This is a genomic window from Burkholderia sp. AU33545 (genome assembly GCF_020419685.1).
GTDB classification, from domain to species: domain Bacteria; phylum Pseudomonadota; class Gammaproteobacteria; order Burkholderiales; family Burkholderiaceae; genus Burkholderia; species Burkholderia diffusa.
In genome coordinates this window covers 212,482-236,943 of sequence record NZ_JAIZRQ010000001.1, presented here as the reverse complement: position 1 = coordinate 236,943, position 24,462 = coordinate 212,482, and the positions used below count along the sequence as shown (strand labels likewise).

The window sequence follows — 24,462 nt, the reverse complement described above, 5'->3', positions numbered from 1 at the left end:
ACCCCGATCCTACTTTTATCGTTTGCGCCCCGTGCACGGTGGACTTTTCCCCCGCGCCCCTGAATTTTCAAATCACCCCAGACTACCCAGGCGCCGCATTGTACCAGCTTACATACCTGAAAACTTCTTTGCTTTTAAACCTGTTATCACTTTTATACATGCTTTCGATTCGCACGATGAATTTGCGTAAAGCAGTAAAAAATACCTTTCCTTTGTCGCGCAATGCAGAGCCGGGAGCCATCACCGCTTCACCTTGTAAAAGACGGTAATAATCAGGCAAGAGTCCCTTTAAACTGCCAGATTCACGTCACCTTGGAGCCCCCATGCTGAACCTGGAATCCGCCCAGCAATTCCTGATGACCCGCGGCCTCGACTTTGGCCTGAATCTCCTCGCCGCGATCGTGTTGTGGTTCGTCGGTCGCTGGGCGATCCGCATCGCCACGCGCCTGCTCGGCAAGGTCGTGCGCCGCAGCGGCAAGGTCGACCCGACGCTCACCGACTACCTGACCTCCGTGGTCGGCGTGCTGCTGACGATCCTGCTGATCCTCGCGATCCTGCAGATCTTCGGCGTGCAGACCACGTCGTTCGCCGCGCTGCTCGCCGGCCTCGGCCTCGCGATCGGCACCGCCTGGGGCGGCCTGCTCGCCCACTTCGCCGCCGGCGTGTTCATGCAGGTGCTGCGTCCGTTCAAGATCGGCGACGTGATCAGCGCGGGCGGCGTCACCGGCACGGTGAAGGAACTCGGTCTGTTCGGCACGACGATCATCACCGCCGATAACATCGTGACGATCGTCGGCAACAACAAGATCTTCTCGGACAACATCGCGAACTACAGCGCGACGCCGCATCGCCGCGTCGACCTGACCGCCAAGATTGCGAACAGCGTGGACGCGGTCGATGCAATCAACCGCCTGAAGTCACGGATCCAGCAGATCCCGAACGTGCTGCCCGATCCGGCGCCGGACGTCGGCGTGCTGCAGTTCACGCCGGAAGGCCCGCTGCTGTTCGTGCGTCCGTCGACGCAGCCGGAGAACTACTGGCAGGTGTACTGCGATACCAATCGCGTGATCCTCGAGACGTTCCGCGACGCGCAATACCCGACGCCCGAAACACCGATCTTGCATCGCACGACCTGACGCAACGGTGTCGCCCATCGGTCCGCGGGATTCTGACTGAAGCAGCCGGCGTCGAGCAGCCGGATCGGCCGATACCGCAAATCGGCAATCGGTCGGGCCGCACGGACGAAAAAAAAGCGTGGCAGCCGCCACGCTTTTTTATTGCGCCGAAGCGAACACGCGCGGCTCAGTGACCGCCAGCCTTCGGCGCTCCGTCCGATCGCCGCCCGCGCACCAGCTTCCACAGCGCGCCCAGCGCAACCGGCACGATCGCCGCACCGATCCCCGCCAGCACGATCACGTTCAGATACTGGCGGATGAACGGAATGTTGCCGAAGAAGTAGCCGAGCAGCACCAGCAGCAGCACCCAGACCAGCGCGCCGATCACGTTGAACAGCTGGAAGCGCGTGACGCTCATCGACGACGCGCCGGCGACGAACGGCGCGAACGTGCGCACGACCGGGATGAAGCGCGCGAGCACGATCGTCTTGCCGCCGTGCTTGTCGTAGAACGTGTGGGTCTTCTGCAGCGCCGCGCGATCGAGGAAGCGCTCGAGCACCGGAATATGCGTATTGAACACCTTCGGCCCGATCCAGCGGCCGATCAGGTAGTTCACGGTATTGCCGGCAATCGCCGCGACCAGCAGCAGCACGATCAGCGCACCAAGGTTCATGTCGCCCGTCGCCGCGAACGCGCCGCCGATGAACAGCAGGGAATCGCCGGGCAGGAACGGCAGCACGACGAGCCCGGTCTCGCAGAACACGATCAGGAACAGCACCAGATACACCCACGCACCGTACTGCCGGATGAAGTCGCCGAGGAACGCGTCGATATGCAGGACCAGGTTGACGAAATGAAGCAGCGTATCCAAATGCGATTCCTCGAAGGCGAAAGGGCCGGAACGGCCGAAAAGGCGGAAGTGCCCGCCGGACAAGGCGGCACGCGGAACGGAGCCATCATACCGAAACTACCTTAAGGCTCCGTGAAAAAACGTAACCGGCACCGCCCCGGCACGCCACCGCCGCCTCGCTATAATTCGGCCATGTCCGAAATCACCGAAACGGCCGCGGGCGCCGCGCCCGCCCCTGCTCCGCGCCCGCTGCGCGCGATCCAGCCCCTGCCCGACCAGTTGATCAGTCAGATCGCTGCCGGCGAGGTCGTCGAACGCCCGGCGTCGGTCGTCAAGGAATTGCTCGAGAACGCGATGGACGCCGGTGCGACGACGCTGCGCATCGTGCTCGAGGAAGGCGGCGTCAAGCGCATCTCGATCACCGACGACGGCTGCGGAATCCCGCCCGCCGAACTGCCGCTCGCGCTGATGCGTCACGCGACGAGCAAGATCCGCTCGCTCGAGGAGCTGGAGGCGGTCGCGACGCTGGGTTTTCGCGGCGAAGCCCTCGCGTCGATCGCGTCGGTCGCCGAGATGTCGATCACGAGCCGCACGGCCGACGTCGCGCATGCGACGAAGATCGACGCGACCACGGGCGCGCTGTCGCCGGCCGCTGGCGCGGTCGGCACGACGATCGAGGTGCGCGAGCTGTACTTCAACACGCCCGCGCGCCGCAAGTTCCTGAAAAGCGAGCAGACCGAATTCGGCCACTGCCTCGAAATGATCCGCCGCGCGGCGCTCGCGCGGCCGGACGTCGCGATCTCGGTGCTGCACAATGGCAAGGCCGTCGAGCACTGGAACGCGACCGAGCCCGCGCAGCGTGTCGCGAAGATTCTCGGCGACGGCTTCGCCACCGCGCACCTGCCGCTCGACGAGCAGGCCGGGCCGCTCGCCGTCTACGGCTGCGCGGGCCTGCCGACCGCGAGCCGCGGCCGCGCCGACCAGCAATACTTCTTCGTCAACGGCCGCTTCGTGCGCGACAAGCTGCTCACGCATGCGGTGCGCGCGGCGTACGAGGACGTCCTCCACGGCGACCGCTACCCATCGTACGTGCTGTTCCTCGACCTGCCGCCGGAAGCGGTCGACGTGAACGTGCACCCATCGAAGATCGAGGTGCGGTTCCGCGATTCGCGTTCGATCCACCAGTACGTGTTCCACGCGGTGCAGCGCGCACTCGCGCGCCACGCGGGCGCGTCGCCGGAAACCACCGCGGGCGGCCATGCCGCGCAACTCTCTCCGGCGCCGAGCGGCCCCGCGTCGTTCCTGAATACGCCACTCGGCCAGGGCGCGGCCACCGGCAAGGGCGGCAGCGGCTTCTCGTCGCCGTCATCGTCGTCGTCGGGCAACACGTGGATGCGCCAGGCACGCATGACGCAGGGCACACTGCCGGTCGCGCAACCGCTCGCGCTCTACGACGCGCTGTTCGGCCGCAAGGACACGGGTGCGGGCACGCCGGATGGCACGACGATCATCGCGCGCGATTCGGCGGATGCGGTCGGTGCGCCAGCCGCGCCGCTGCCGGGCTTCGCCGCGTCGCCGCTTGCCGCCACCGTACACGGCGAGCAGCCGCTCGGCTTCGCACTCGGCCAGATTCACGGGATCTACGTGCTCGCGCAGAATGCGCACGGCCTCGTGATCGTCGACATGCACGCGGCGCACGAACGGATCCTCTACGAACAGTTCAAGAACGCGCTCGCCGACCGCACGGTCGCGGTGCAGTCACTGCTGCTGCCGATATCGATGACGGCGACGCCGGTCGAGATCGGCACGGTCGAGGAAGAACGCGACACGCTCGAATCGCTCGGCTTCGACCTCGCGGTGCTGTCGCCGACGACGCTTGCGGTCCGCGCGGTGCCCGCGCTGCTGAAGGACGCTGATTTGCAGTCGCTCGCGCGCGCGGTGCTCGCCGACCTGCATGCGTTCGGCGGTTCACGCGTGCTCACCGAGCGCCAGCACGAGCTGCTCGGCACGCTCGCGTGTCACCATGCGGTGCGCGCGAACCGGCGCCTGACGCTCGACGAGATGAACGCGCTGCTGCGCCAGATGGAGGCAACCGAACGCGCGGACCAGTGCAATCACGGCCGGCCGACGTGGTATCAGCTCACGCTGAACGATCTCGACCGTCTCTTCATGCGCGGCCAATGAGCGCTTCACCGCAGTCTCGTCCAACGACGATCGCCTGCCTGCTCGGCCCCACTGCTTCGGGCAAGACGGCCGCGGCGCTGGCGCTCGCCGCGCGCCGTCCGATCGAGATCGTCAGCGTCGATTCGGCGCTCGTCTACCGCGACATGGATATCGGCACCGCGAAACCGACGCGCGACGAGCGCGCGAGCGTGCCGCACCACCTGATCGACATCATCGACCCGGCCGACGCCTATTCGGCGGCCGAATTCCGCGCGGACGCGCTGCGCGTGATCGGCGAGATCGTCGCGCGCGGCCGCACGCCGCTGCTCGCGGGCGGCACGATGCTGTACTACAAGGCGCTGACGCAGGGCCTCAACGACCTGCCGACCGCCGATCCGGCCGTGCGCGCGGAGCTCGATGCCGACGCCGCGCGCGACGGCTGGCCGGCACTCCATGCGCGGCTCGCGCAGGTCGACCCCGCGACGGCCGCGCGGCTCGCCCCGAACGATTCGCAGCGGATCCAGCGCGCGCTTGAAGTGTTCCTGCTGAGCGGGCAGCCGATGTCGGCGCTGCTTGCCGCGCCGCGGCGAGCGGACGATGCGGCCACCGCGTACCGCTTCGTGCCGGTGGCGCTCGAGCCGTCGGACCGCGCGGTGCTGCACGCGCGCATCGAGCAACGCTTCGACGCGATGCTCGACGCGGGCTTCATCGACGAAGTCGAACGGCTGCGCCGCCGCGAGGATCTGCACCTCGGCCTGCCGTCGATGCGCTGCGTCGGCTACCGGCAGGCATGGGAGTTCCTCGACGGCGACACCGACTACCGGACCATGCGCGACAAAGGTATCTTCGCGACGCGCCAGCTGTGCAAACGGCAGATCACGTGGCTGCGCGCGATGCCCGAGCGGATCGTCGTCGACTGCATCGCGCCGGATTCGACCGACCGGGCGGTTGACGCGCTTGAACGCGTGCTGGACGGCCGTATCGAGGATCACTAACGGGGCCGGATCGGCGCGCGTCGCCCGCTGCGCACACGTAATGCCCCTGCCCCGCTCAGTGCGCGAGCATGACGAGATTCGCGTCCCGCGCGAGCTGCCATCGGCCATCCGACTTGCGGAAGATCGTCAGCGTATGGCCGGAGCGGCGCACGGCATCACCGCCCGGCGGCGTCACATCGATCTCGATGAAATTACGCATGTACGCCCAGTCGCCCATCACGCGCAGTTCGTCGATCCGGTAACGGCCGTCGACTTTCGGCCCATTGCCAGCCGCCGCATTTGCGTCGCGCGATGCGGCCGCGAACGCCGCCTTGTCGAACGGCGGCTTGCCGGCCACCATGAAAATCGCGTCGTCGGCGATCAGGTCGAGCACAGTGGCCAGATCGCCGCGCCGGCTCGACACGAACCAGGTTTCCACCAGATCGCGAATCGCGCGTTCGTCTTCGGTCATCGTCGTTGCTCCTTCGGCGGCCCGCCGATACGCCGGGCCACGCCAGAAAAAAAGCCGCCCGGATCGACTCCGGGCGGCTTTACTTGCTGCATCTTGCGTGCGGTGCGTCAGACCACGACCGTCTGCGCCTCGCCTTCGCGGCTCGCACGCACGGTGCCGATCTTCCACACCTGTTCGCCGGCGGCCGTCAGGTCGGCGATGGCCGCGTCGGCATCGGCCGCCGCGACGATCACGGCCATCCCGATCCCGCAGTTGAACACGCGGTGCATTTCGGCGTCGGCGACGCCGCCGTGCTCCTGCAGCCACTTGAACAGCGGCGGGAGCGGCCACGCGTTCTGGTCGAGCTCGGCCGTGAGGCCATCGCGCAGCACGCGCGGAATGTTCTCGACGAGGCCGCCACCCGTGATGTGGGCCATGCCCTTCACCGGCAGCTTCTGCATCAGCGCGAGCAGCGGCTTCACGTAGATGCGCGTGGGTGCCATCAGCGTGTCGGCCAGCGAGCGGCCGTGGAAATCGGCCGACAGGTCGGGGTTCGCGCGCTCGATGATCTTGCGCACGAGCGAGAAGCCGTTCGAGTGGATGCCGCTCGAAGCAAGGCCGAGCACCACGTCGCCTTCGGCGATCGTGCTGCCGTCGATGATCTTGCTCTTCTCGACCGCGCCGACCGCGAAACCGGCCAGGTCGTATTCGCCGTCCGGGTACATGCCCGGCATTTCGGCCGTCTCGCCGCCGATCAGCGCGCAGCCCGACAGTTCGCAGCCGTGCGCGATGCCCTTGACGACCGTTGCGGCCGTGTCGACGTCGAGCTTGCCGCACGCGAAGTAGTCGAGGAAGAACAGCGGCTCTGCACCCTGCACGAGGATGTCGTTCACGCTCATCGCCACCAGATCCTGGCCGACGGTGTCGTGTTTGTTCAGATGAAAGGCCAGCTTGAGCTTGGTGCCCACGCCGTCGGTGCCCGACACGAGCACGGGCTCCTTGTACTTCTTCGGCACTTCGAACAGCGCGCCGAACCCGCCGATGCCGCCGAGCACGCCGTCGCGCAGGGTTTTCTTCGCAAAAGGCTTGATCTTGTCGATGAGCGCGTCGCCTGCGTCGATGTCGACGCCTGCGTCGCGGTAGGACAGACCCTGAGCGTCGGGAGCGGATTTCGGAGGATTCATGGGGGAATGCGAGAAGGTCGGTAAAATGCGATTTTACCCGAAGCCGGCCCGTTGGCCGGAATTCCCAGCACCGAATCGTCAGGGATTGCATCTTGCTCGACACGTCCCCGTTTTCATCGCTACGCGAGCCGCGCCGAAACCCGCGCGCCGCCGTGCGTGCGGCCGCGTGTGCAGGCACCGGAGCAGCCCCCCGCGCGTGCCCGGCGTACGGCGCGCGTTTCATCAACCGACCCGCATTGTGACTGTTGTGTCCCGTCAACTGACGCTCGATCTCGGCACGCCGCCGCCCGCCACGTTCGACAACTTCATCATGAATGAGGAGAACGACGAGCTCATCTCGCGGCTCCAGAAGCTCGACCTCGCGCTCGCGGCGGGGCCCGTGCCGGACCGGTCGTTCTATATCTGGGGTGAGCCCGGCAGCGGCCGCACCCATCTGCTGCAGGCGCTCGTGAGCGACGCGTCGTACGGCAACGCGCGCTACCTGACGCCGCAAAGCCCGCTCGGCGCGTTCACGTTCGACGCGCGCATCGGCATCTACGCGATCGACGACTGCGACCGGATGAGCGACACGCAGCAGGTCGCGCTGTTCAACCTGTTCAACGAGGTCCGCGCGCACCCGTCGAGCGCGTTCGTCGCGGCAGGCCCGGCGGCGCCGCTCGCGCTCGACGTGCGCGAGGATCTGCGCACGCGCCTCGGCTGGGGGCTCGTGTTTCACCTGTCGCCGCCGTCCGATGCCGGCAAGATCGCCGTGCTGAAGCTAGCGGCGAAAGAGCGCGGGATCGCGCTCACCGACGACATCGCCGCCTACCTGCTGACCCATTTCCGCCGCGACATGCCGAGCCTGATGGCGCTGCTCGACGCGCTCGACCGCTTCTCGCTCGAGCAGAAGCGCGCCGTCACGCTGCCGCTGCTGCGCCGGATGCTGGCCCGCCCCGGCGACGACATCGCACCGCCGGGCACAGGCCCGAACCGCTTCGAGTAAAATGCGCATCCATGACTAATCTGGCACTCTTTGACCTCGATCACACGCTGATCCCGACCGATAGCGACCACGAATGGGGCCGCTTCATGGTGAAGCTCGGCATCGTCGACGCGGAAAGCTTCTCGCGTCAGAACGATCAGTTCTTCGCCGACTACAAGGCCGGCAAGCTCGACATCCATGCGTACCTGTGCGCGATGCTCACGCCGCTCGCGAAGTATTCGCGCGCGCAGCTCGCCGAATGGCACGAGCAGTACATGCACGAGGTGATCCGCCCCGCGATGACGCCCGCCGCGCTCGAACTCGTGCGCAAGCACCTCGATGCCGGCGACCTGTGCTGCGTCGTGACGGCCACCAACGAATTCATCACGCGTCCGATCGCGACCGCGTTCGGCGTCGACACGCTGATCGCGTGCGAGGTCGAAACGACCGACGGGCATCCCGACTCGCCGTACACGGGCCGGCCGACCGGCACGCCGAGCTATCGCGAAGGCAAGATCGTGCGCACCGAAGCATGGCTCGCGTCGCTCGGCAAGCACTGGAACGACTTCGAGCACAGCTACTTCTACAGCGACTCGCACAACGACATCCCGTTGCTCGAGAAAGTCACCGACCCGATCGCGACCAACCCCGACGACACGTTGCGTGCGCATGCAAGCGCGCGCGGCTGGCGCATCCTCGATCTCTTCTGAACGTCGTGATCAAAAAATTCATTCGCAAGCTGCTCGGCCAGGACGGCGCCGAACAAACGTCACCCGCCGAGGCGCCCGCCGCCGACACGGCCCCTGCCCAGCGCCCCGCGAAGGGTAGCCGCGGCGGCGCCGCCAGGAAGCCGCGCAGCAATCACGAACCGACCGTCGTGCCGGCCAGCGTGCACCAGATCGATCCGTCACTGATCTCGCGCAATGCCGTCCGCGTGACCGACACGCTGCAGCAGGCGGGCTTTCGCGCATTCATCGTCGGCGGCGCGGTGCGCGACCTGCTGCTCGGCATCGCGCCGAAGGACTTCGACGTCGCGACCGACGCGACGCCGACCGAAGTCCAGCGCCTGTTCCGCCGCGCGCGCCTGATCGGCCGCCGCTTCCAGATCGTCCACGTGCAGTTCGGCCAGGAACTGATCGAGGTGTCGACGTTCCGCGCACTGGTCGATGCGCCGCCCGAGGCTGCCGCGTCGGCCGAGCCGCCGAAGCGCCTGAAGCGCGACGAACTCGATCGCCGCACGCACGCGGTCGACGCCAGCGGCCGCGTGCTGCGCGACAACGTGTGGGGCGAACAGCACGAAGACGCCGCGCGCCGCGACTTCACGATCAACGCGATGTACTACGACCCGTCGACGCAGACGGTGCTCGACTACCACGACGGGATGGCCGACATGCGCGCCCGCCTGCTGCGGATGATCGGCGACCCGGCCACGCGCTTCCGCGAGGATCCGGTGCGGATGCTGCGCGTCGTGCGCTTTGCGGCAAAGCTCGGCTTCGAGATCGAGCCGCATACGCGCGAACCGATCAAGGCGCTCGCCGACCTGATCAACAACGTGCCGGCCGCGCGCCTGTTCGACGAAATGCTGAAGCTGCTGCTGTCGGGCCACGCGCTGGCGTGCCTGCAGCGGCTGCGCAAGGAGGGCCTGCACCACGGGCTGCTGCCGCTCCTCGACGTCGTGCTCGAACAACCGCAGGGCGAGAAGTTCATCACGCTCGCGCTGAACAACACCGACGCGCGCGTGCGCGCCGGCAAGACGGTATCGCCGGGCTTCCTGTTCGCGACGCTGCTGTGGCACGACATGCGCCAGCGCTTCGAGCAATACACGGCGGAAGGCGAATTCCCGGTGCCGGCGCTCCATCGCGCGATGGACGACGTGATCGACATGCAGACCGAGAAACTCGCGATCCACAAGCGCTACTCGGCCGACATGCGCGAGATCTGGGGCCTGCAGTTGCGCCTCGAAAAACGCTCGGGCCGCAGCGCGATGCGGCTGCTGGAACACCAAAGGTTTAGAGCGGGGTATGATTTCCTCCTGTTACGCTGCGAATCCGGCGAGCTCGATGCGGAAGTCGGACAGTGGTGGACGGATTTCATCGAAGGCGACGCGGCCGCGCGCGAGGCACTCCTCACGCAGGGCGGCTCGAAGGAAAAATCGCCCCGCAAGCGGCGCCGCCGCGGCGGTGCGCGAAACCGCAATCCGGGCGAAGGCGCCGCCGAGCAGGCGCCGGACACCGCGGGCGGTTCCGACGACTGACGCGCGCGCCGGCGAACGACGTAGGAAGTGATGCCATGACGGTTGCATATATCGGACTGGGGGCGAATCTCGGCGATGCGCGCCAGACCCTGAAGGACGCGGTGGTGTGCCTCGCGCAGCAGCGCACCATCTCGGTCCTCGGCAAATCGAGCCTGTATCGCACGGCGCCCTTCGAAGCGGGCGGCGACGATTACTACAACTGCGTCGTCAAGCTCGACACGACGCTGTCGGCCCGTGAGCTGCTCGCGCTCTGCCAGAAGATCGAACATCACTTCGGGCGCGAGCGCCCGTATCGCAACGCGCCGCGCACGCTCGACCTCGACATCCTGCTGTTCGGCTCCGATTCGATCGACGAACCCGACCTGATCGTCCCGCATCCGCGCCTCACCGATCGCGCATTCGCGCTCGTGCCGCTCGTCGAGATCGAGCCGGCGCTCGACATCCCCGCGCGCGGCCGCGCCGATGCATACCTCGCCTCTGTCGCGGATCAGCGCGTCGAGAAGGTACAGACCTGTCAATGCCTGATGCAGAAGGCCCTTGCCGCCGGCGCTGACGCCGACAAGAACCGCTGCCGATGAACATCACTCCGCTGACCGTCACCGCGCCAGACCTGCGCGCCCCGCATCGCTATCTGGTGATCGAAGGGCCGATCGGCGTCGGCAAGACGACGCTCGCGCGCCTCTTCGCCGAGCGCTGGTCGATGCAGACGCTGCTCGAGCGCCCGCAGGACAACCCGTTCCTCGAACGCTTCTATCGCGACACCGCGCGCTACGCGCTGCCCGCGCAGTTGTCGTTCGCGCTGCAGCGCGCGCAGCAGGCGCGCGAACTGATCGGCGCGCTCGAGACGGGCCGGCCCGTCGTCGCCGATTTCATGCCGCAGAAGAACGACATCTTCGCGCGGCTGAACCTGCCGGAAGACGAATGGCAGTTGTACCGCTCGATCGCGACGCACCTCGACGTCCCGCAAGCCCCCGCGCCCGATCTCGTCGTCTATCTGCAGGCGAGCCCCGAGGTGCTGTTCTCGCGCATCCAGAAGCGCGGGCTGCCAATGGAGCTGCAGATCAGCGACGCGTACCTGCGCTCGCTCGTCGATGCGTACAACGAATTCTTCTATCACTACGACCGAACGCCGGTACTCACGGTCGCAGCCGAACACCTGAACCCGCAAGACTCCCCCGAAGACCTCGCGCTGCTGATCGAGCGCATCGACACGATGCGCGGCCGCAAGGAATTCTTCGTCAAGGGCGAAACGACGCGCTGACGCGTCCTCGCCTGTCGTTCCTCCCCCATCGAACCGGATTTCCCCATGACCTATCTCCAGGAATCGAGCCGGCCTGCCGTCACTGTGCCCAAGCTGCAGGCAATGCGCGAGGCCGGCGAGAAGATCGCGATGCTCACCTGCTACGACGCGAGCTTTTCCGCGCTGCTCGATCGCGCCGGCACCGACGTGCTGCTGATCGGCGACTCGCTCGGCAACGTGCTGCAGGGCCACACCACCACGCTCCCCGTGTCGATCGACGACATCGCGTACCACACCGCATGCGTCGCGCGTGCGCAGCCGCGCGCGCTCATCGTCGCCGATCTGCCGTTCGGCACGTACGGCACACCGGCCGAGGCGTTCGCGAACGCGGTCACGCTGATGCGCGCCGGCGCGCAGATGGTCAAGCTCGAAGGCGGTGAATGGCTCGCCGACACGGTCCGCTTCCTCGTTGAACGCTCGGTGCCGGTGTGCGCGCACCTCGGCCTCACGCCGCAGTCGGTGCATGCGTTCGGCGGCTTCAAGGTGCAAGGCCGCACGGAAGCTGGCGCCGCGCAGCTGCTGCGCGATGCGCGCGCGATCGAGGACGCGGGCGCGCAGCTCGTGGTGCTCGAAGCGGTGCCGACGCTCGTCGCGTCCGAAGTCACGCACATGCTGAAAATCCCGACGATCGGCATCGGCGCGGGCCTCGAATGCTCGGGCCAGGTGCTGGTGCTGCACGACATGCTCGGCATTTTCCCCGGCAAGCGCCCGCGTTTCGTGAAGGATTTCATGCAGGGCCAGCCGAACATCCAGGCGGCCGTCGAGGCATATGTGAGCGCGGTGAAGGACTGCTCGTTCCCGGGCCCGGAACACTCGTTCTGACGCGCGGCCGGCGCCTGTTCGATACGAAAAAAAGCGCGGCACCCTTTGCAGGGCGCCGCGCTTTTTCCTTGGATGCGGTGTTGCCGAAGATCAGCGGTATCGGTTCGTCGGGCACGCGGCCCAGTCGTTCATCGCGTCATTTCAATACCGCATCGAGCGCGCCGCGCAGTGCATTGGTCAGCAGCAGCGCCTCGGCGCGCGCCAGATCGTCGAGCGTGACGATGCGCTCCTGGGCGCCGAATGTGCGGTCGTCGAGCAGCACGCCGCGCATCACGCCCGGCAGCACACCGCTCGACAGCGGCGGGGTCACCCACTGGCCATCGAGCTTCACGAACAGGTTCGAGCGCCCGCCTTCCGTCACTTCGCCGCGCTCGTTGACAAACAGCATGTCGAAGCCACCAAGCGCTTCCGCCACCTGCCATGCGCGATCGTATTCGGCACGGCGCGTCGTCTTGTGCAGCAGCAGCGCGTCGTCCGTGCGGGTCGGTGCGAACCCGTGCGCGGACGCAAGCATCACGCCGACCGGCCCAGCGGGAAGCGGTTTCATCGTCGCGGCCATGATGTCGATCGTGCCGTCCTTCGCGAGCGCGAGCTTCATCCGGTACGGGCCGTCGCCGTCGAGCGCCGCGCAGCGCGCGTCGATCTCGCGGCGCAACGCATCGGCGTCGAGGCGGAAGCCGAATGCATCCGCGCTGCGCCGCAGCCGCGCGAGATGGCGCTCGAGATGCCGGATGCCGTCCGCACGCGTCGCGGCGGTGGTTTCGAACAACTGAAAGCCGGGATCGGCGTCGGTCAGGAATCGCGCTTTCAATTCGCACTCCGCATATTCGTCGGCGGCGACGCTGTCGAGCACGATGCCCGCGCCGACCCCCATCGTGCCGCGTCGCCGGCCGCCAGCGGCCGCTGCCGCGTCACGCGTGTCGATCGTTGCGGCAGCATCGACATCGACCGCCTCGAGCGTCAGCGTCCGGATTGCGACCGACAGGCAGAAATCGCCGCAGCCGGTCGCATCGCCGGGCGACGCATCGCCTGCCGCTGCCCCTTCCTTCGGTGCGTCGAGCCAGCCGATCGCGCCCGTATAGAGCCCGCGCGGCGTCGACTCGATCGCGTCGATCAGTTCCATCGTCTTGTGCTTCGGCGCACCGGTGATCGATCCGCATGGAAACAGCGCGCGCAGCATCTGCGCGAACGTGGTGCCGTCGCGCCAGCCGGCCTCGACCGTCGACGTCATCTGCCATACCGACGCGTACGGCTCGACCGAGAACAGCGCCGGCACCCTGACCGTGCCCGTACGCGCGATCCGCGACACGTCGTTGCGGAGCAGGTCGACGATCATCACGTTTTCCGCGCGGTTCTTCGGATCGTTCGCGAGGAACGCGGCGGCCGCCGCGTCGTCGCGCGGATCGGCCGAGCGCGGCGCGGTGCCTTTCATCGGTCGCGCGCGCAGCATGTCGCCGTGCTTCTCGACGAACAGCTCCGGCGAGCACGACACGACCCACGCACTGTCGGGCAGCGCGATCAGCGCGCCATAACGCACGGGCTGACGCGCGCGCAGCCGCCGGTACAGCGCGAGCGGCGTGCCGAACATGTCGAAATTCAGCCGATACGTGTAGTTGATCTGGTACGAATCGCCCGCGCGCAGCGCGTCGTGCACCGCAGCGATCGCCGCGTCGAACGCGTCGCGCGACACGCTCTTCGCGACATGCGCGACGCCCGCGATCGACGGCGGGCCGCCGCCGTCCCGCTGCGCGAGCCACGCATCGACTTCGTCGCGCGACAGGCGCTCGCAGCGCGCATAGAGCAAAAAGCGCAGCGGGGCATGGCCCGGCTGCGCTCTTTCAAGATTGCGTCCGAATTCGTAATCGCCGACGACGACCGCATGCAGCCCGTCGCGCAGATCCTGCGCCACCGCCGCATCGAGCTCGTCGAGCCGTGCCGGATCCGTACACACGCGCTCCCGCACGAAACCGGAATACAAACGACTCGACCGCGTGGACGCGGTCGAGTCGCAATCGTCCAAGAGCGCGAACGACGCGCTCTCGTTGCCTTCAGTCATGCCGTCACTCGAAGAAGCTCTTCACCCGGTCGAACCAGCTCTTGCTCTGCGGACTGTGACGCGCACCGCCCTCGGCCAGCGACTTCTCGAACTGCTTGAGCAGATCACGCTGCTGGTCGGTCAGCTTCACGGGCGTCTCGACCTGCACGTGTACGTACAGATCGCCCGCGATGCTCGAACGCAGACCCTTGATCCCCTTGCCGCGCAGGCGGAACGTCTTGCCCGACTGGGTACCTTCCGGCACCGGGAACGACGCACGGCCGGCCAGCGTCGGCACCTCGATCTCGCCGCCGAGTGCGGCGGTCGTGAACGGGATCGGCATCTGGCAGTGGAGATCGTCGCCGTCGCGCTCGAACACCGAGTGCGGCTTGATGTGGATCTCGACGTACAGATCGCCCGGCGGCCCGCCGTTGATGCCAGGCTCGCCGTTGCCGGCCGAGCGGATCCGCATGCCGTCGTCGATGCCGGCCGGGATCTTCACTTCGAGCGTCTTGGTTTCCTTCACCTTGCCCGATCCGTGGCAATGCGCGCACGGTTCGGGGATGTAGGTGCCGGTGCCGTGACACTTCGGGCAGGTCTGCTGGATGCTGAAGAAGCCCTGCGACATGCGCACCGTGCCCTGGCCGTGGCAAGTCGGGCAGGTTTCCGGCTTCGTACCAGGCTTCGCGCCCGCCCCGTGACAGACTTCGCATGAGACCCAGCTCGGCACGCGGATCTGCGTGTCGTAGCCGTGCGCGGCCTGCTCAAGCGTGATTTCCATGCTGTAGCGCAGGTCGGCACCGCGATACACCTGCGGACCGCCGCGGCCGCCACGCGCGGCGCCGCCCGCGGCCTGACCGAAGATGTCGCCGAAGATGTCGCCGAACGCATCCGCGAAGCCGCCGAAACCCTGTCCGCCCGCACCGCCCATGTTCGGATCGACGCCCGCGTGGCCGTACTGATCGTACGCCGCGCGCTTCTGGTCGTCCGACAGCATTTCATAGGCTTCCTTCACTTCCTTGAAATGCTCTTCCGCATCCTTGCTGTCCGGATTGCGGTCAGGGTGATACTTCATCGCAAGCTTGCGATACGCCTTCTTGATTTCGTCGTCGCTCGCATTCTTCGCGACGCCCAGAACCTCGTAGTAATCCCGTTTCGCCATATCGATTCGCTGTGCCGTCGCGTGTCACGCACGCGGCGGCTCCTTTCGCCCGCAGTAAAGTCTCTCGACTCGTCTGGCGCTGCGCCGTCCGCGGACGGCTCGCGCAGCACCCGCCAAAAAACAAATGTGCCCGGAGGGCCGCGAAGCCCGCCAGGCGTGGAGTCGATCCGGCCATCCGGAAGGAAAGACAGACCGCTGTTCAGCCGCGCCGCGCGCGTGTCGCGCGCGGCGTGCGGTGCCATGGCAACCCGGCTCAGTCCTTCTTCACTTCCTTGAACTCGGCGTCGACGACGTCGTCCGCAGCCTGCTGCGCGCCGCCCGCGTGGGCCGCGCCTTCCGCTGCACCCGCCGCGCCGGCCGCACCGGCCTGCTGCGCCTGCATGTCGGCGTACATCTTTTCGCCGAGCTTCTGCGAAGCCTGACCGAGTTCCTCGACCTTCGCGTCGATCGCCGCCTTGTCGGCCGACGTATCCTTCAGCACGTCCTCGAGCGACTTCAGCGCCGCTTCGATCTTTTCCTTCTCGCCCGCTTCCAGCTTGTCGCCGTACTCGGTGAGCGCCTTCTTCGTGCTGTGGACCAGCGCGTCGCCCTGGTTGCGCGAATCGGCCAGCTCGCGCAGCTTGTGGTCTTCCGCTGCGTTCGCTTCCGCGTCCTTGATCATCTGGTCGATTTCAGCTTCGGACAGGCCCGAGTTCGCCTTGATCGTGATCTTGTTTTCCTTGCCGGTCGCCTTGTCCTTCGCGCCGACGTGCAGGATGCCGTTCGCGTCGATGTCGAAGGTCACTTCGATCTGCGGCACGCCGCGCGGCGACGGCGGGATGCCTTCGAGGTTGAACTCGCCGAGCAGCTTGTTGCCTGCCGCCATCTCGCGTTCGCCCTGGAACACCTTGATCGTCACGGCCGACTGGTTGTCGTCCGCCGTCGAGTACACCTGTGCGTGCTTCGTCGGGATCGTCGTGTTCTTGTTGATCATCTTCGTCATCACGCCGCCGAGCGTCTCGATGCCGAGCGACAGCGGGGTCACGTCGAGCAGCAGCACGTCCTTGCGGTCGCCCGACAGGACCTGGCCCTGGATCGCCGCGCCGACTGCGACGGCTTCGTCCGGGTTCACGTCACGGCGCGGGTCCTTGCCGAAGAACTCCTTCACCTTCTCCTGCACCTTCGGCATGCGGGTCTGGCCGCCGACCAGGATCACGTCGTCGATGTCCGACACCTTGACGCCTGCGTCCTTGATCGCGATGCGGCACGGTTCGATCGTGCGCTCGACCAGATCCTCGACCAGCGCTTCCAGCTTCGCGCGGGTAATCTTCAGGTTCAAGTGCTTCGGACCCGATGCGTCGGCCGTGATGTACGGCAGGTTGATTTCGGTCTGCTGGCTCGACGACAGCTCGATCTTCGCCTTTTCAGCGGCTTCCTTCAGGCGCTGCAGCGCGAGCACGTCCTTCGACAGGTCGACACCCTGCTCCTTCTTGAACTCGCCGATGATGTAATCGATGATGCGCTGGTCGAAGTCCTCGCCGCCGAGGAACGTGTCGCCGTTGGTCGACAGCACTTCGAACTGCATTTCGCCGTCGACGTCCGCGATCTCGATGATCGATACGTCGAACGTGCCGCCGCCGAGGTCATACACGGCGATCTTGCGGTCGCCCTTCTCGGCCTTGTCGAGGCCGAACGCGAGCGCAGCCGCGGTCGGCTCGTTGATGATCCGCTTGACTTCGAGGCCCGCGATGCGGCCGGCGTCCTTGGTTGCCTGACGCTGGCTGTCGTTGAAGTACGCCGGCACCGTGATCACGGCTTCCGTGACCGGCTCGCCGAGGTAGTCTTCGGCCGTCTTCTTCATCTTGCGCAGCACTTCCGCCGAAACCTGCGGCGGCGCCAGCTTCTCGCCGTGCGCTTCGACCCATGCGTCGCCGTTGTCGGCCTTGATGATCGTATACGGCATCAGGCCGATGTCCTTCTGGACTTCCTTCTCTTCGAAGCGGCGGCCGATCAGGCGCTTCACCGCGAACAGCGTGTTCTTCGGGTTGGTCACGGACTGACGCTTGGCCGGTGCGCCGACGAGCACTTCGTTATCGTCCATGTAGGCGATGATCGACGGCGTCGTGCGCGTGCCTTCCGAGTTCTCGATGACCTTGACCTGGTTGCCTTCCATGATGGCGACGCACGAGTTCGTGGTGCCGAGGTCGATACCGATGATCTTTCCCATTTTTGCTAATCTCCAGAAATGCCTGTTTGCTGCGCGAAACCCCGCGTTTTTGGGCGGTTTCGCGCGCCAGAATTCAACTCTGTTCCCGAAATGCGTCCGGCCGATCCGTTTTCAAGACCCGCCAAGCGATGCGGGTATTAAATTTTTTCAATCGATGCCGGTAGCCGGATCGTGCGGACCGACGTCGCGGTCCGACGGCGCGCCTGCCGCCGCGGCAACCTTCGCGCGCGCCGCCGACACCGCCGCCTGGAACTGCGCGAGGCCATGCCAGCCGGTCGCGCGGCCGAGCCGCTTGCCGCGATGGAAAAAGAACCATGTCGGCACACCGTGCAGGCCGAAGCGGCGCCCCAGCTCATGATGTTCATACACGTTGCAATGGAACCACTTCAGGTCCAGCGCGCGCATCGCGTCCGTCTGGGCGAGCATCGCCTTCTTCGCGATCTCGCAGTTGAAGCAGTCGACGCCCCAGAAGAACACCACGGCGAGTGCATCGCCGGCGCCGGCGATCGCGGCGTCGAACGTGTCGGCCGCCAGCGCCTGCATGTCGAACGCTTCGAACGCGGCCGGATCGACGCCGGCGGGAACCATCGCGGCAGCCTTACTTCGGCTGGGCGACCGTGACGAGCGCCGGCCGCAGCACGCGGTCCGCGATCGTGTAACCCTTTTGGAGGACGGTCACGACGGTATTCGGTTCCTGATCGGCCGGCACCATCGAAATCGCCTGGTGCTGGTGCGGATCGAACTTCTCGCCGACCGGGTTGATCGCGACGACGCGGCCCTTCTCGAGCGCGCTCGTCAGCTGGCGCAGCGTCAGCTCGACGCCTTCGCGCACCTTCGTGATGTCGCCGGACGTATCGCTGACGGCAGCCTCGAGGCTGTCCAGCACGGGCAGCAGGTGCTCCGCGAAGCCCTCGATCGCAAACTTGTGCGCCTTCGAGACGTCTTCCTGCGCACGGCGGCGGACGTTCTCGGTCTCGGCCTTCGCCCGGAGGAAGCTCTCCTGCAGCTCGGCGACCTTGGCTTGAGCCTCCGCGAGCGCAGCGTCGGCTGCTTCGGCGGCGGGAGCAGCGCCTTGCGCCGCCTGCTTCTCGCTGCCGATGTCTTCGGCCGATTGGGTAGCCGGGTTCTCTTGCGTGTTTTCCATGTCGCTGAAAGTCGATTAGAGGTTGAAGCCAAATCGGCAACCGCCGGACCGTATGCCGACGACACCGCACATTGTTGGTGCAAATAAGGGCGAAAACTGCGGTTTCAAGAGGGTTATTCGCCGGTATTCGCCAACACTGCGAAACAACCGCGCCGCACCCCGCCCGATTGCGCGCATTTGTCGCCAGATCGGACGAAACGGTCGGTAACAACGCTTACCAGGCGAGTACTAGCTGCGCACAGGGGGCTGCACTACACTCCACTCAAGCGTCGAGAAAGCGCGTTTACCCTAGCTTACCGCCGCCTGACATCCACCTGGCGCTGCATTCACCGTCCCATCGAGGCGAGTACCGTGAAACTGACCTTTGCCATATCGGTGGTCGCGCTGGTACTGATCGCCGGCACCACCACCATCTGCCTGTCCGGAGCCGTGACCGACCGCACGACCGAATACGGAAGCGCGCGGGCGACTTTCGACCAGATGTTCAGCTCCCACCAGAAAATCTGTCGATGATGCGCCGGTCGCGCTTGGTCGGCCGGCCGTGCAGATTCGCCGCCGGCTCACGATACGTGCGGCGCCGCTCCAGTTCAGCGAGCCGCGCGACGCGCCCCGCTTCCGTTTCCTCGTAAAGCGTCTGCGCGATGCTCGCGGGTCCGCGCACGTCGCAAATGCCCAGCACGGCAATGTGCCAGACGACACCGTCGATCGCAATCTCGACCTCGTCGCCGACGCGCACGTCCTTCGCCGGCTTGACTGCCGCGCCGCCGATCTTCACGTGGCCCTTGTCGACCGCGTCGGACGCGAGCGAGCGCGTCTTGAAGAAGCGCGCGGCCCACAGCCATTTGTCGATGCGCAGCTTCGCGCCGGGTTCCGTCGAAATCCTGTAGTTCATCGCGTTCAATTCACCGTTTCGGGCTGTGCGGCCTTCACCGGCCAGCCCTGCAAATTCTCGGCGACAATCTCGCCCACCGCGCCGATCCACGCGGACGCGCCGTTCAGACACGGAATCCGGTGGAAAGCCTGGCCGCCGCCCGCGATGAACTCGTCGCGCACCTCCATCCCGATCTCCTCGATCGTCTCCAGACAATCGGCCGTAAAACCGGGACAGAACACGTCGACCCGCCGCACGCCGGCCTCGCCGAGTTCGCGCAGCGTCGGCGCAGTGTACGGCTGCAGCCACTCGGCCTTGCCGAAGCGCGACTGGAACGTCACGCGGCACTCGAGCGTCGACAGCCCGAGCGCGGCCATCAGCAGCGCGCCCGTCTGCTGGCACTGGTCATGATAAGGGTCGCCCAGGTCGAGCGTGCGTTTCGGCACCCCGTGAAAACTCAGCACGAGCTTGTCGCCGGCCGCGAAGTCGGGCCGGCCGTGCTGCGCCCAGTACTGACGCACCTGCTCGGCAAGCGCGTGGATGTAGGCCGGATGGTCGGCATATTGCCGCACCGTGCGCACTTCCGGCTGGTTGCGCATCCGCGCGAGCGCGGCGAACGCGGCATCGAATGCGGTCGCGGTGGTGGACGCCGAGTATTGCGGATACATCGGCATCAGCAGCACACGCTCGACGCCCGCGCGCTTGAACTGCGCGAGTGCCTGCGCAATGCCTGGGCTGCCGTAGCGCATCGCGTAGTCGACCGTCACCTGGTAGCCGTTCGATGCGAGCAGGTGGCGCACGCCTTCGGTCTGGCGCTCGGTGTACACGCGCAGCGGCGAGCCCTCGGGCATCCACACTGCCGCGTATTTCTTCGCGGACGCGCGACCGCGCAGCGGCAGGATCAGCGTGCGCAGCAGTATCTGCCAGACGACCTGCGGGATTTCGACGACGCGGGGATCCGACAGGAATTCGGCCAGATAGCGCCGCACCGCGCGCGGTGTCGGAGCGTCGGGCGTGCCGAGATTGATCAGCAGCACGCCGATGCGATGGGCGGCCGCAATGCTCGAAGGCGGCTCAAGATCGAAACGCATGGGCAGGAACGTGCTCGAGGCACGCAGTCGGACGGCCCTCAATTATAGCGGGCCGGCTCGCTGGGGTTGGCTGGCCGTTCGGCCGACTGGCAGCGCACGCGGCGTCGCGGCACGATGGCGAAACGGGATCGGTTCAGGTTACTGCTGGCTCAGCGTGAGTGACAGCAGCCGCGCGGTGATGTCAACGATCGGGATCACGCGGTTGTACGCCATGCGGGTCGGGCCGATCACGCCGAGCGTGCCGACGATCTGGCCGTTCACCTCGTAGGGCGCGGTCACGACGCTCATTTCCTCGATCGGCACCAGCGTCGATTCGCCGCCGATGAAGATCTGCACGCCCTGGGCGTGGCTCGACACGTCGAGCAATTGCAGGAGGCCCGTCTTTTGGTCGAACACGTCGAACAGCTTGCGCAGCCGCGCCATGTCGGAGGAAAGATCCGCCACTTCGAGCAGGTTGCGCTCGCCGGAAATCAGCACGGTGTCCTCGGTGTCGGGCACCTCGGTGCTGGCCGTCACGGCCGCGTGCATCAGCGTGGTCATGTCGCCGCGCAACTGGTCGATCTCGTCGCGCAGGCGGCGGCGCACCTCGTCGAACGACAGGCCGGCGAAATGCGCGTTGATGTAATTGGATGCCTCGGTCAGTTGCGACGGCGAGTAGTCGCGCGGCGTGGCGAGCATACGGTTCTGCACGTCGCCCTCGGGCGTGACGATGATCAGCAGGATGCGCTTGTCCGACAGGCGCATGAACTCGATCTGCTTGAACACGTGGCTGCGCCGCGGCGTCAGCACGACACCCGCGAACTGCGACAGGTTCGACAGCACGCTCGCGGCGGCCGCCACCACCCGCTGCTGCGGCTCACCGGCCTGCAGCGTGTTCTGCACCTGCCGCGCGACGGCCTCGGCGTCGATCGGCGCCTCGACCGTCAGCATCGTGTCGACGAACAGCCGGTAGCCGCGCGGCGTCGGCACGCGGCCGGCCGACGTGTGCGGGCTCGACACGAGGCCGAGCTCCTCCAGGTCGGACATCACGTTGCGGATCGTCGCCGGGCTCAGCTCGAGCCCGGAGTAACGGGACAACGTGCGCGATCCGACTGGCTGACCGTCGGCGATATACCGTTCGATCAGGGTTTTCAGGAGGGTTCGTGCGCGAGGATCTAGCATGGTGGAAAATTTTAGCGCAACCACGCGACCGCGGCGAGTGGCGTCGGCCATTGTTGCGCGGGCCGGCCCGATCCGGCCCCGCCGGCGCACAGCCGGTTCTTTTCGTCAACGAGCTATGGTGTAATGCCGGCATGAAAACCGGTAATCAGTTCAACACTGTCGCGCTCGTCGGCCGGAGCAACACGCCCGGCATCGCCGAGCCGCTCGCCACCCTGGCTGCCAGCCTAGCGAAGCTGGGCTTCGAGGTCGTATTTGAAGGCGATACCGCGCGCGAGTTCGGCATCACCGGCTATCCGGCGCTCACCCCGGCCGAAATCGGGGCGCGTGCGGACGTGGCGGTCGTGCTGGGCGGCGACGGCACGATGCTCGGCATCGGCCGCCAGCTTGCGCCGTACCGGACACCGCTGATCGGGATCAACCACGGGCGGCTCGGCTTCATCACGGACATCGCGGCGGCCGACATGCACGCACGCATCCCCGTGATGCTGGCGGGCAAGTTCGAGCGCGAGGAGCGCTCGCTGCTCGAGGCCCGGATCGTGCGCGACGGCGAACCGATCTACCATGCGCTCGCGTTCAACGACGTCGTCGTGAACCGCAGCGGCTTCTCGGGGATGGTGGAGCTGCGCGCGTCGGTCGACGGCCGGTACATGTACAACCAGCGTTCGGACGGCCTGATCGTCGCCACGCCGACGGGCTCGACCGCGTACGCGCTGTCGTCGGCCGGCCCGATCCTCCATCCGCAGCTCCAGGGCATCGTGCTCGTGCCGATCGCGCCGCACGCGCTGTCGAACCGGCCGATCGTGCTGCCCGACGATTCGAAGATCGCGATCCAGATCGTCGGCGGGCGCGACGTCAACGTGAATTTCGACATGCAGTCGTTCACCGCGCTCGAACTGAACGACACGATCGAGGTGCGCCGCTCGAAGCACACGGTGCCGTTCCTGCACCCGGTCGGCTACAGCTATTTCTCGACGCTGCGCAAGAAGCTGCACTGGAACGAACACGCGTCGAACGAAGACGACAAGGCGTTCTGACGCCCCTGAGCCCGACACCATGCTCCGCCACCTCTCGATTCGCGACTTCGTCATCGTCGCCGCGCTCGATCTCGAATTCGACAGCGGCTTTACCGTCTTTTCCGGCGAAACCGGCGCCGGCAAATCGATCCTGATCGACGCCCTCGCCCTCGCGCTCGGCGAACGCGCCGACGCGAGCGTCGTGCGCGCCGGCTGCGGCCGCGCCGACATCACCGCAGAATTCACGCCGCACGACCGCGTCGCGCACTGGCTCGACGAACACGCGTTCGACACCGAGGACACCGTGATGCTGCGCCGCGTGATCGACGCGAACGGCCGCTCGCGCGCATTCATCAACGGCACCAGCGCGACGCTCGCGCAGCTGCGCGAACTCGGCGAGATGCTGGTCGACATCCACGGCCAGCACGCGCACCAGTTGCTGATGCGCCCCGATGCGCAGCGCGAGCTGTTCGACACGCACGCGGGGCTCGTCGCCGATGCCGCGAACGTCGCACGCGCGTGGCGCGTCTGGCGCGACGCGACGCAGGCGATCGACGCCGCGAAGGCGCACGAGCGCGAACTGCAGCTCGAACGCGAGAAGCTCGCATGGCAGCTCGCCGAGCTCGACAAGCTCGCACCGCAACCGGGCGAATGGGACGAAGTCGGCAGCGAGCACAAGCGCCTGTCGCATTCGGCGAATCTGATCGCCGGCGTGCAGGGTGCGCTCAACGCGCTGTCCGAGGCCGACGACGCGATGCTCCCGCAACTCGGCGCGATCGTGTCGAAACTGCGCAGCCTGGCCGACTACGACACGGGGCTCGGCGACGCGCTCGCATCGCTCGAACCGGCCGAGATCCAGTTGCAGGAAGCCGTCTATTCGCTGTCGCACTACGCGCAGCGCCTCGATCTCGACCCAGCCCGGCTCGCGCAGGTCGAAGCGCGCCTCGACGCGCTGCACTCGACCGCCCGCAAGTTCCGGCTGCCGCCCGACACGCTGCACGAGGAACATGCGGCACGCCGCGCGCAGCTCGCCGCGCTCGACGCAGCCGCCGATCTCGGCGCGCTCGAAGCCGCGCAGGCCAAGGCATGGGAAGCCTATCTCACTGACGCGAAACGCCTGTCGAAGGCGCGCGCGCAGGCCGCGAAGGCGCTCGGCACGGCCGTCACGGCCGGCATGCAGGAACTGTCGATGGCGGGCGGCAGCTTCGAAGTCGCGCTCGTGCCGCTCGCCGATGGTGGCGCGCACGGGCTCGAGCAGGTCGAATTCCGGGTCGCCGGACACCCCGGCGTGCCGCTGCGGCCGCTTGCGAAAGTCGCGTCGGGCGGCGAACTCGCACGGATCAGCCTTGCGCTCGCGGTGATCGCGAGTGCCGCCAGCCCGACGCCGACGCTGATCTTCGACGAAGTCGACACGGGCATCGGCGGCGGCGTCGCCGAGGTGGTCGGCCGCCTGCTGCATCAGCTCGGGCGTGACCGCCAGGTACTGTGCGTGACCCACCTGCCACAGGTCGCCGCGCGCGGCGACCATCACTTCCAGGTCGCGAAGGGTGCCGACGACCGCGGTGGCACCGTCTCGTCGGTCGTCCCGCTCGACAAGGCGAGCCGGGTCGAGGAAGTCGCCCGGATGCTCGGTGGGCTCGAGATCACCGCGACGACGCGCAAGCACGCGAAGGAAATGCTGGCGGCCTGACGCGGGCACCCGGCC

General features: G+C 66.9%; 23 protein-coding genes. 12 read left to right on the top strand and 11 right to left on the bottom strand.

Annotated elements, in window-relative coordinates:
* Window positions 1-323: 323 nt before the first annotated feature.
* Window positions 324-1,136: a mechanosensitive ion channel family protein gene (locus LGM71_RS01060; RefSeq protein ID WP_124624988.1), complete on the top strand. Its 813-nt coding sequence runs from the start codon at window positions 324-326 to the stop codon at window positions 1,134-1,136.
* Window positions 1,137-1,302: 166 nt separating this feature from the next.
* Here LGM71_RS01060 and LGM71_RS01055 read toward each other — a convergent pair whose 3' ends face one another.
* A complete protein-coding gene (locus LGM71_RS01055) occupies window positions 1,303-1,986 on the bottom strand; it encodes a DedA family protein (protein WP_174911189.1) in 684 nt (227 codons plus the stop codon).
* Between the two features lie 171 nt (window positions 1,987-2,157).
* On the opposite strand from LGM71_RS01055, the gene mutL reads away from it, so the two are divergent.
* Window positions 2,158-4,149, top strand: coding sequence for a DNA mismatch repair endonuclease MutL (gene mutL, locus LGM71_RS01050; protein WP_226113599.1), 1,992 nt, complete (start codon window positions 2,158-2,160; stop codon window positions 4,147-4,149).
* Window positions 4,146-5,123 carry a tRNA (adenosine(37)-N6)-dimethylallyltransferase MiaA gene (gene miaA / locus LGM71_RS01045; RefSeq protein ID WP_226113597.1) on the top strand — a complete coding sequence of 326 codons (978 nt, stop codon included), beginning with the start codon at window positions 4,146-4,148 and terminating at the stop codon, window positions 5,121-5,123. Before mutL ends, miaA begins: the two co-directional genes overlap by 4 nt.
* 55 nt (window positions 5,124-5,178) lie before the next feature.
* On the opposite strand, the gene LGM71_RS01040 is transcribed toward miaA, so the two are convergent.
* Together LGM71_RS01040 and purM are read right to left on the bottom strand one after the other, a co-directional pair.
* Window positions 5,179-5,574: a YybH family protein gene (locus LGM71_RS01040; RefSeq protein WP_124624976.1), complete on the bottom strand. Its 396-nt coding sequence runs from the start codon at window positions 5,572-5,574 to the stop codon at window positions 5,179-5,181.
* 107 nt (window positions 5,575-5,681) lie between these two features.
* Window positions 5,682-6,737: a phosphoribosylformylglycinamidine cyclo-ligase gene (gene purM / locus LGM71_RS01035; protein WP_059608307.1), complete on the bottom strand. Its 1,056-nt coding sequence runs from the start codon at window positions 6,735-6,737 to the stop codon at window positions 5,682-5,684.
* A 247-nt stretch (window positions 6,738-6,984) separates the two neighbouring features.
* Here purM and hda point away from each other — a divergent pair, with 247 nt between their 5' ends.
* Genes hda through panB form a run of 6 tightly spaced genes read left to right on the top strand, consistent with a single transcriptional unit; the run spans window position 6,985 to window position 12,074 of the window.
* Window positions 6,985-7,719, top strand: coding sequence for a DnaA regulatory inactivator Hda (gene hda / locus LGM71_RS01030; protein ID WP_059608306.1), 735 nt, complete (start codon window positions 6,985-6,987; stop codon window positions 7,717-7,719).
* Window positions 7,720-7,730: 11 nt separating this feature from the next.
* Window positions 7,731-8,408 (top strand): HAD family hydrolase, encoded by a 678-nt coding sequence (locus LGM71_RS01025; protein WP_151047884.1) that lies wholly within the window; start codon window positions 7,731-7,733, stop codon window positions 8,406-8,408.
* A 5-nt stretch (window positions 8,409-8,413) separates the two neighbouring features.
* Window positions 8,414-9,952 (top strand): polynucleotide adenylyltransferase PcnB, encoded by a 1,539-nt coding sequence (gene pcnB / locus LGM71_RS01020; RefSeq protein ID WP_226113595.1) that lies wholly within the window; start codon window positions 8,414-8,416, stop codon window positions 9,950-9,952.
* A 35-nt stretch (window positions 9,953-9,987) separates the two neighbouring features.
* Window positions 9,988-10,530 carry a 2-amino-4-hydroxy-6-hydroxymethyldihydropteridine diphosphokinase gene (gene folK / locus LGM71_RS01015; protein WP_226113593.1) on the top strand — a complete coding sequence of 181 codons (543 nt, stop codon included), beginning with the start codon at window positions 9,988-9,990 and terminating at the stop codon, window positions 10,528-10,530.
* Window positions 10,527-11,213, top strand: coding sequence for a deoxynucleoside kinase (locus LGM71_RS01010; protein WP_226113591.1), 687 nt, complete (start codon window positions 10,527-10,529; stop codon window positions 11,211-11,213). Before folK ends, LGM71_RS01010 begins: the two co-directional genes overlap by 4 nt.
* 45 nt (window positions 11,214-11,258) lie before the next feature.
* Window positions 11,259-12,074, top strand: coding sequence for a 3-methyl-2-oxobutanoate hydroxymethyltransferase (gene panB / locus LGM71_RS01005; RefSeq protein WP_226113589.1), 816 nt, complete (start codon window positions 11,259-11,261; stop codon window positions 12,072-12,074).
* A 136-nt stretch (window positions 12,075-12,210) separates the two neighbouring features.
* Here the strand turns inward: panB and LGM71_RS01000 are convergent, their stop codons facing one another.
* The 5 genes from LGM71_RS01000 to grpE all read right to left on the bottom strand — a co-directional run bounded on the left by LGM71_RS01000 (window position 12,211) and on the right by grpE (window position 18,621).
* A complete protein-coding gene (locus LGM71_RS01000) occupies window positions 12,211-14,130 on the bottom strand; it encodes a chorismate-binding protein (RefSeq protein ID WP_226113587.1) in 1,920 nt (639 codons plus the stop codon).
* A 4-nt stretch (window positions 14,131-14,134) separates the two neighbouring features.
* Window positions 14,135-15,271, bottom strand: coding sequence for a molecular chaperone DnaJ (gene dnaJ / locus LGM71_RS00995; RefSeq protein WP_226113585.1), 1,137 nt, complete (start codon window positions 15,269-15,271; stop codon window positions 14,135-14,137).
* A 253-nt stretch (window positions 15,272-15,524) separates the two neighbouring features.
* Entirely contained in the window at window positions 15,525-17,477 is a 1,953-nt protein-coding gene (dnaK, locus tag LGM71_RS00990) for a molecular chaperone DnaK (RefSeq protein ID WP_059608300.1), read from the bottom strand.
* A 147-nt stretch (window positions 17,478-17,624) separates the two neighbouring features.
* On the bottom strand, window positions 17,625-18,065 hold the full coding sequence (locus LGM71_RS00985) for a thioredoxin family protein (protein ID WP_226113577.1): 441 nt from the start codon (window positions 18,063-18,065) through the stop codon (window positions 17,625-17,627).
* Between the two features lie 10 nt (window positions 18,066-18,075).
* Window positions 18,076-18,621: a nucleotide exchange factor GrpE gene (grpE, locus tag LGM71_RS00980; RefSeq protein WP_059465453.1), complete on the bottom strand. Its 546-nt coding sequence runs from the start codon at window positions 18,619-18,621 to the stop codon at window positions 18,076-18,078.
* A 351-nt stretch (window positions 18,622-18,972) separates the two neighbouring features.
* Here grpE and LGM71_RS00975 point away from each other — a divergent pair, with 351 nt between their 5' ends.
* Complete coding sequence (locus tag LGM71_RS00975; RefSeq protein WP_006476841.1) at window positions 18,973-19,134, top strand: hypothetical protein; 162 nt, start codon at window positions 18,973-18,975, stop codon at window positions 19,132-19,134.
* Here LGM71_RS00975 and LGM71_RS00970 read toward each other — a convergent pair.
* From LGM71_RS00970 to hrcA, 3 genes are all read right to left on the bottom strand, one after another.
* The gene (locus LGM71_RS00970; RefSeq protein ID WP_059608298.1) at window positions 19,106-19,513 is read right to left on the bottom strand and encodes an RNA-binding S4 domain-containing protein; all 408 of its coding nucleotides are present in this window, start codon (window positions 19,511-19,513) and stop codon (window positions 19,106-19,108) included. The genes LGM71_RS00975 and LGM71_RS00970 overlap by 29 nt on opposite strands.
* 5 nt (window positions 19,514-19,518) lie before the next feature.
* Entirely contained in the window at window positions 19,519-20,583 is a 1,065-nt protein-coding gene (hemH, locus tag LGM71_RS00965; RefSeq protein ID WP_226113575.1) for a ferrochelatase, read from the bottom strand.
* 138 nt (window positions 20,584-20,721) lie between these two features.
* Window positions 20,722-21,744 carry a heat-inducible transcriptional repressor HrcA gene (hrcA, locus tag LGM71_RS00960; RefSeq protein WP_011544637.1) on the bottom strand — a complete coding sequence of 341 codons (1,023 nt, stop codon included), beginning with the start codon at window positions 21,742-21,744 and terminating at the stop codon, window positions 20,722-20,724.
* 131 nt (window positions 21,745-21,875) lie between these two features.
* Here hrcA and LGM71_RS00955 point away from each other — a divergent pair, with 131 nt between their 5' ends.
* Both LGM71_RS00955 and recN read left to right on the top strand, forming a co-directional pair.
* Entirely contained in the window at window positions 21,876-22,778 is a 903-nt protein-coding gene (locus LGM71_RS00955) for an NAD kinase (RefSeq protein ID WP_059608296.1), read from the top strand.
* A 19-nt stretch (window positions 22,779-22,797) separates the two neighbouring features.
* The gene (gene recN, locus LGM71_RS00950) at window positions 22,798-24,447 is read left to right on the top strand and encodes a DNA repair protein RecN (protein WP_124902654.1); all 1,650 of its coding nucleotides are present in this window, start codon (window positions 22,798-22,800) and stop codon (window positions 24,445-24,447) included.
* Window positions 24,448-24,462 lie beyond the last annotated feature (15 nt).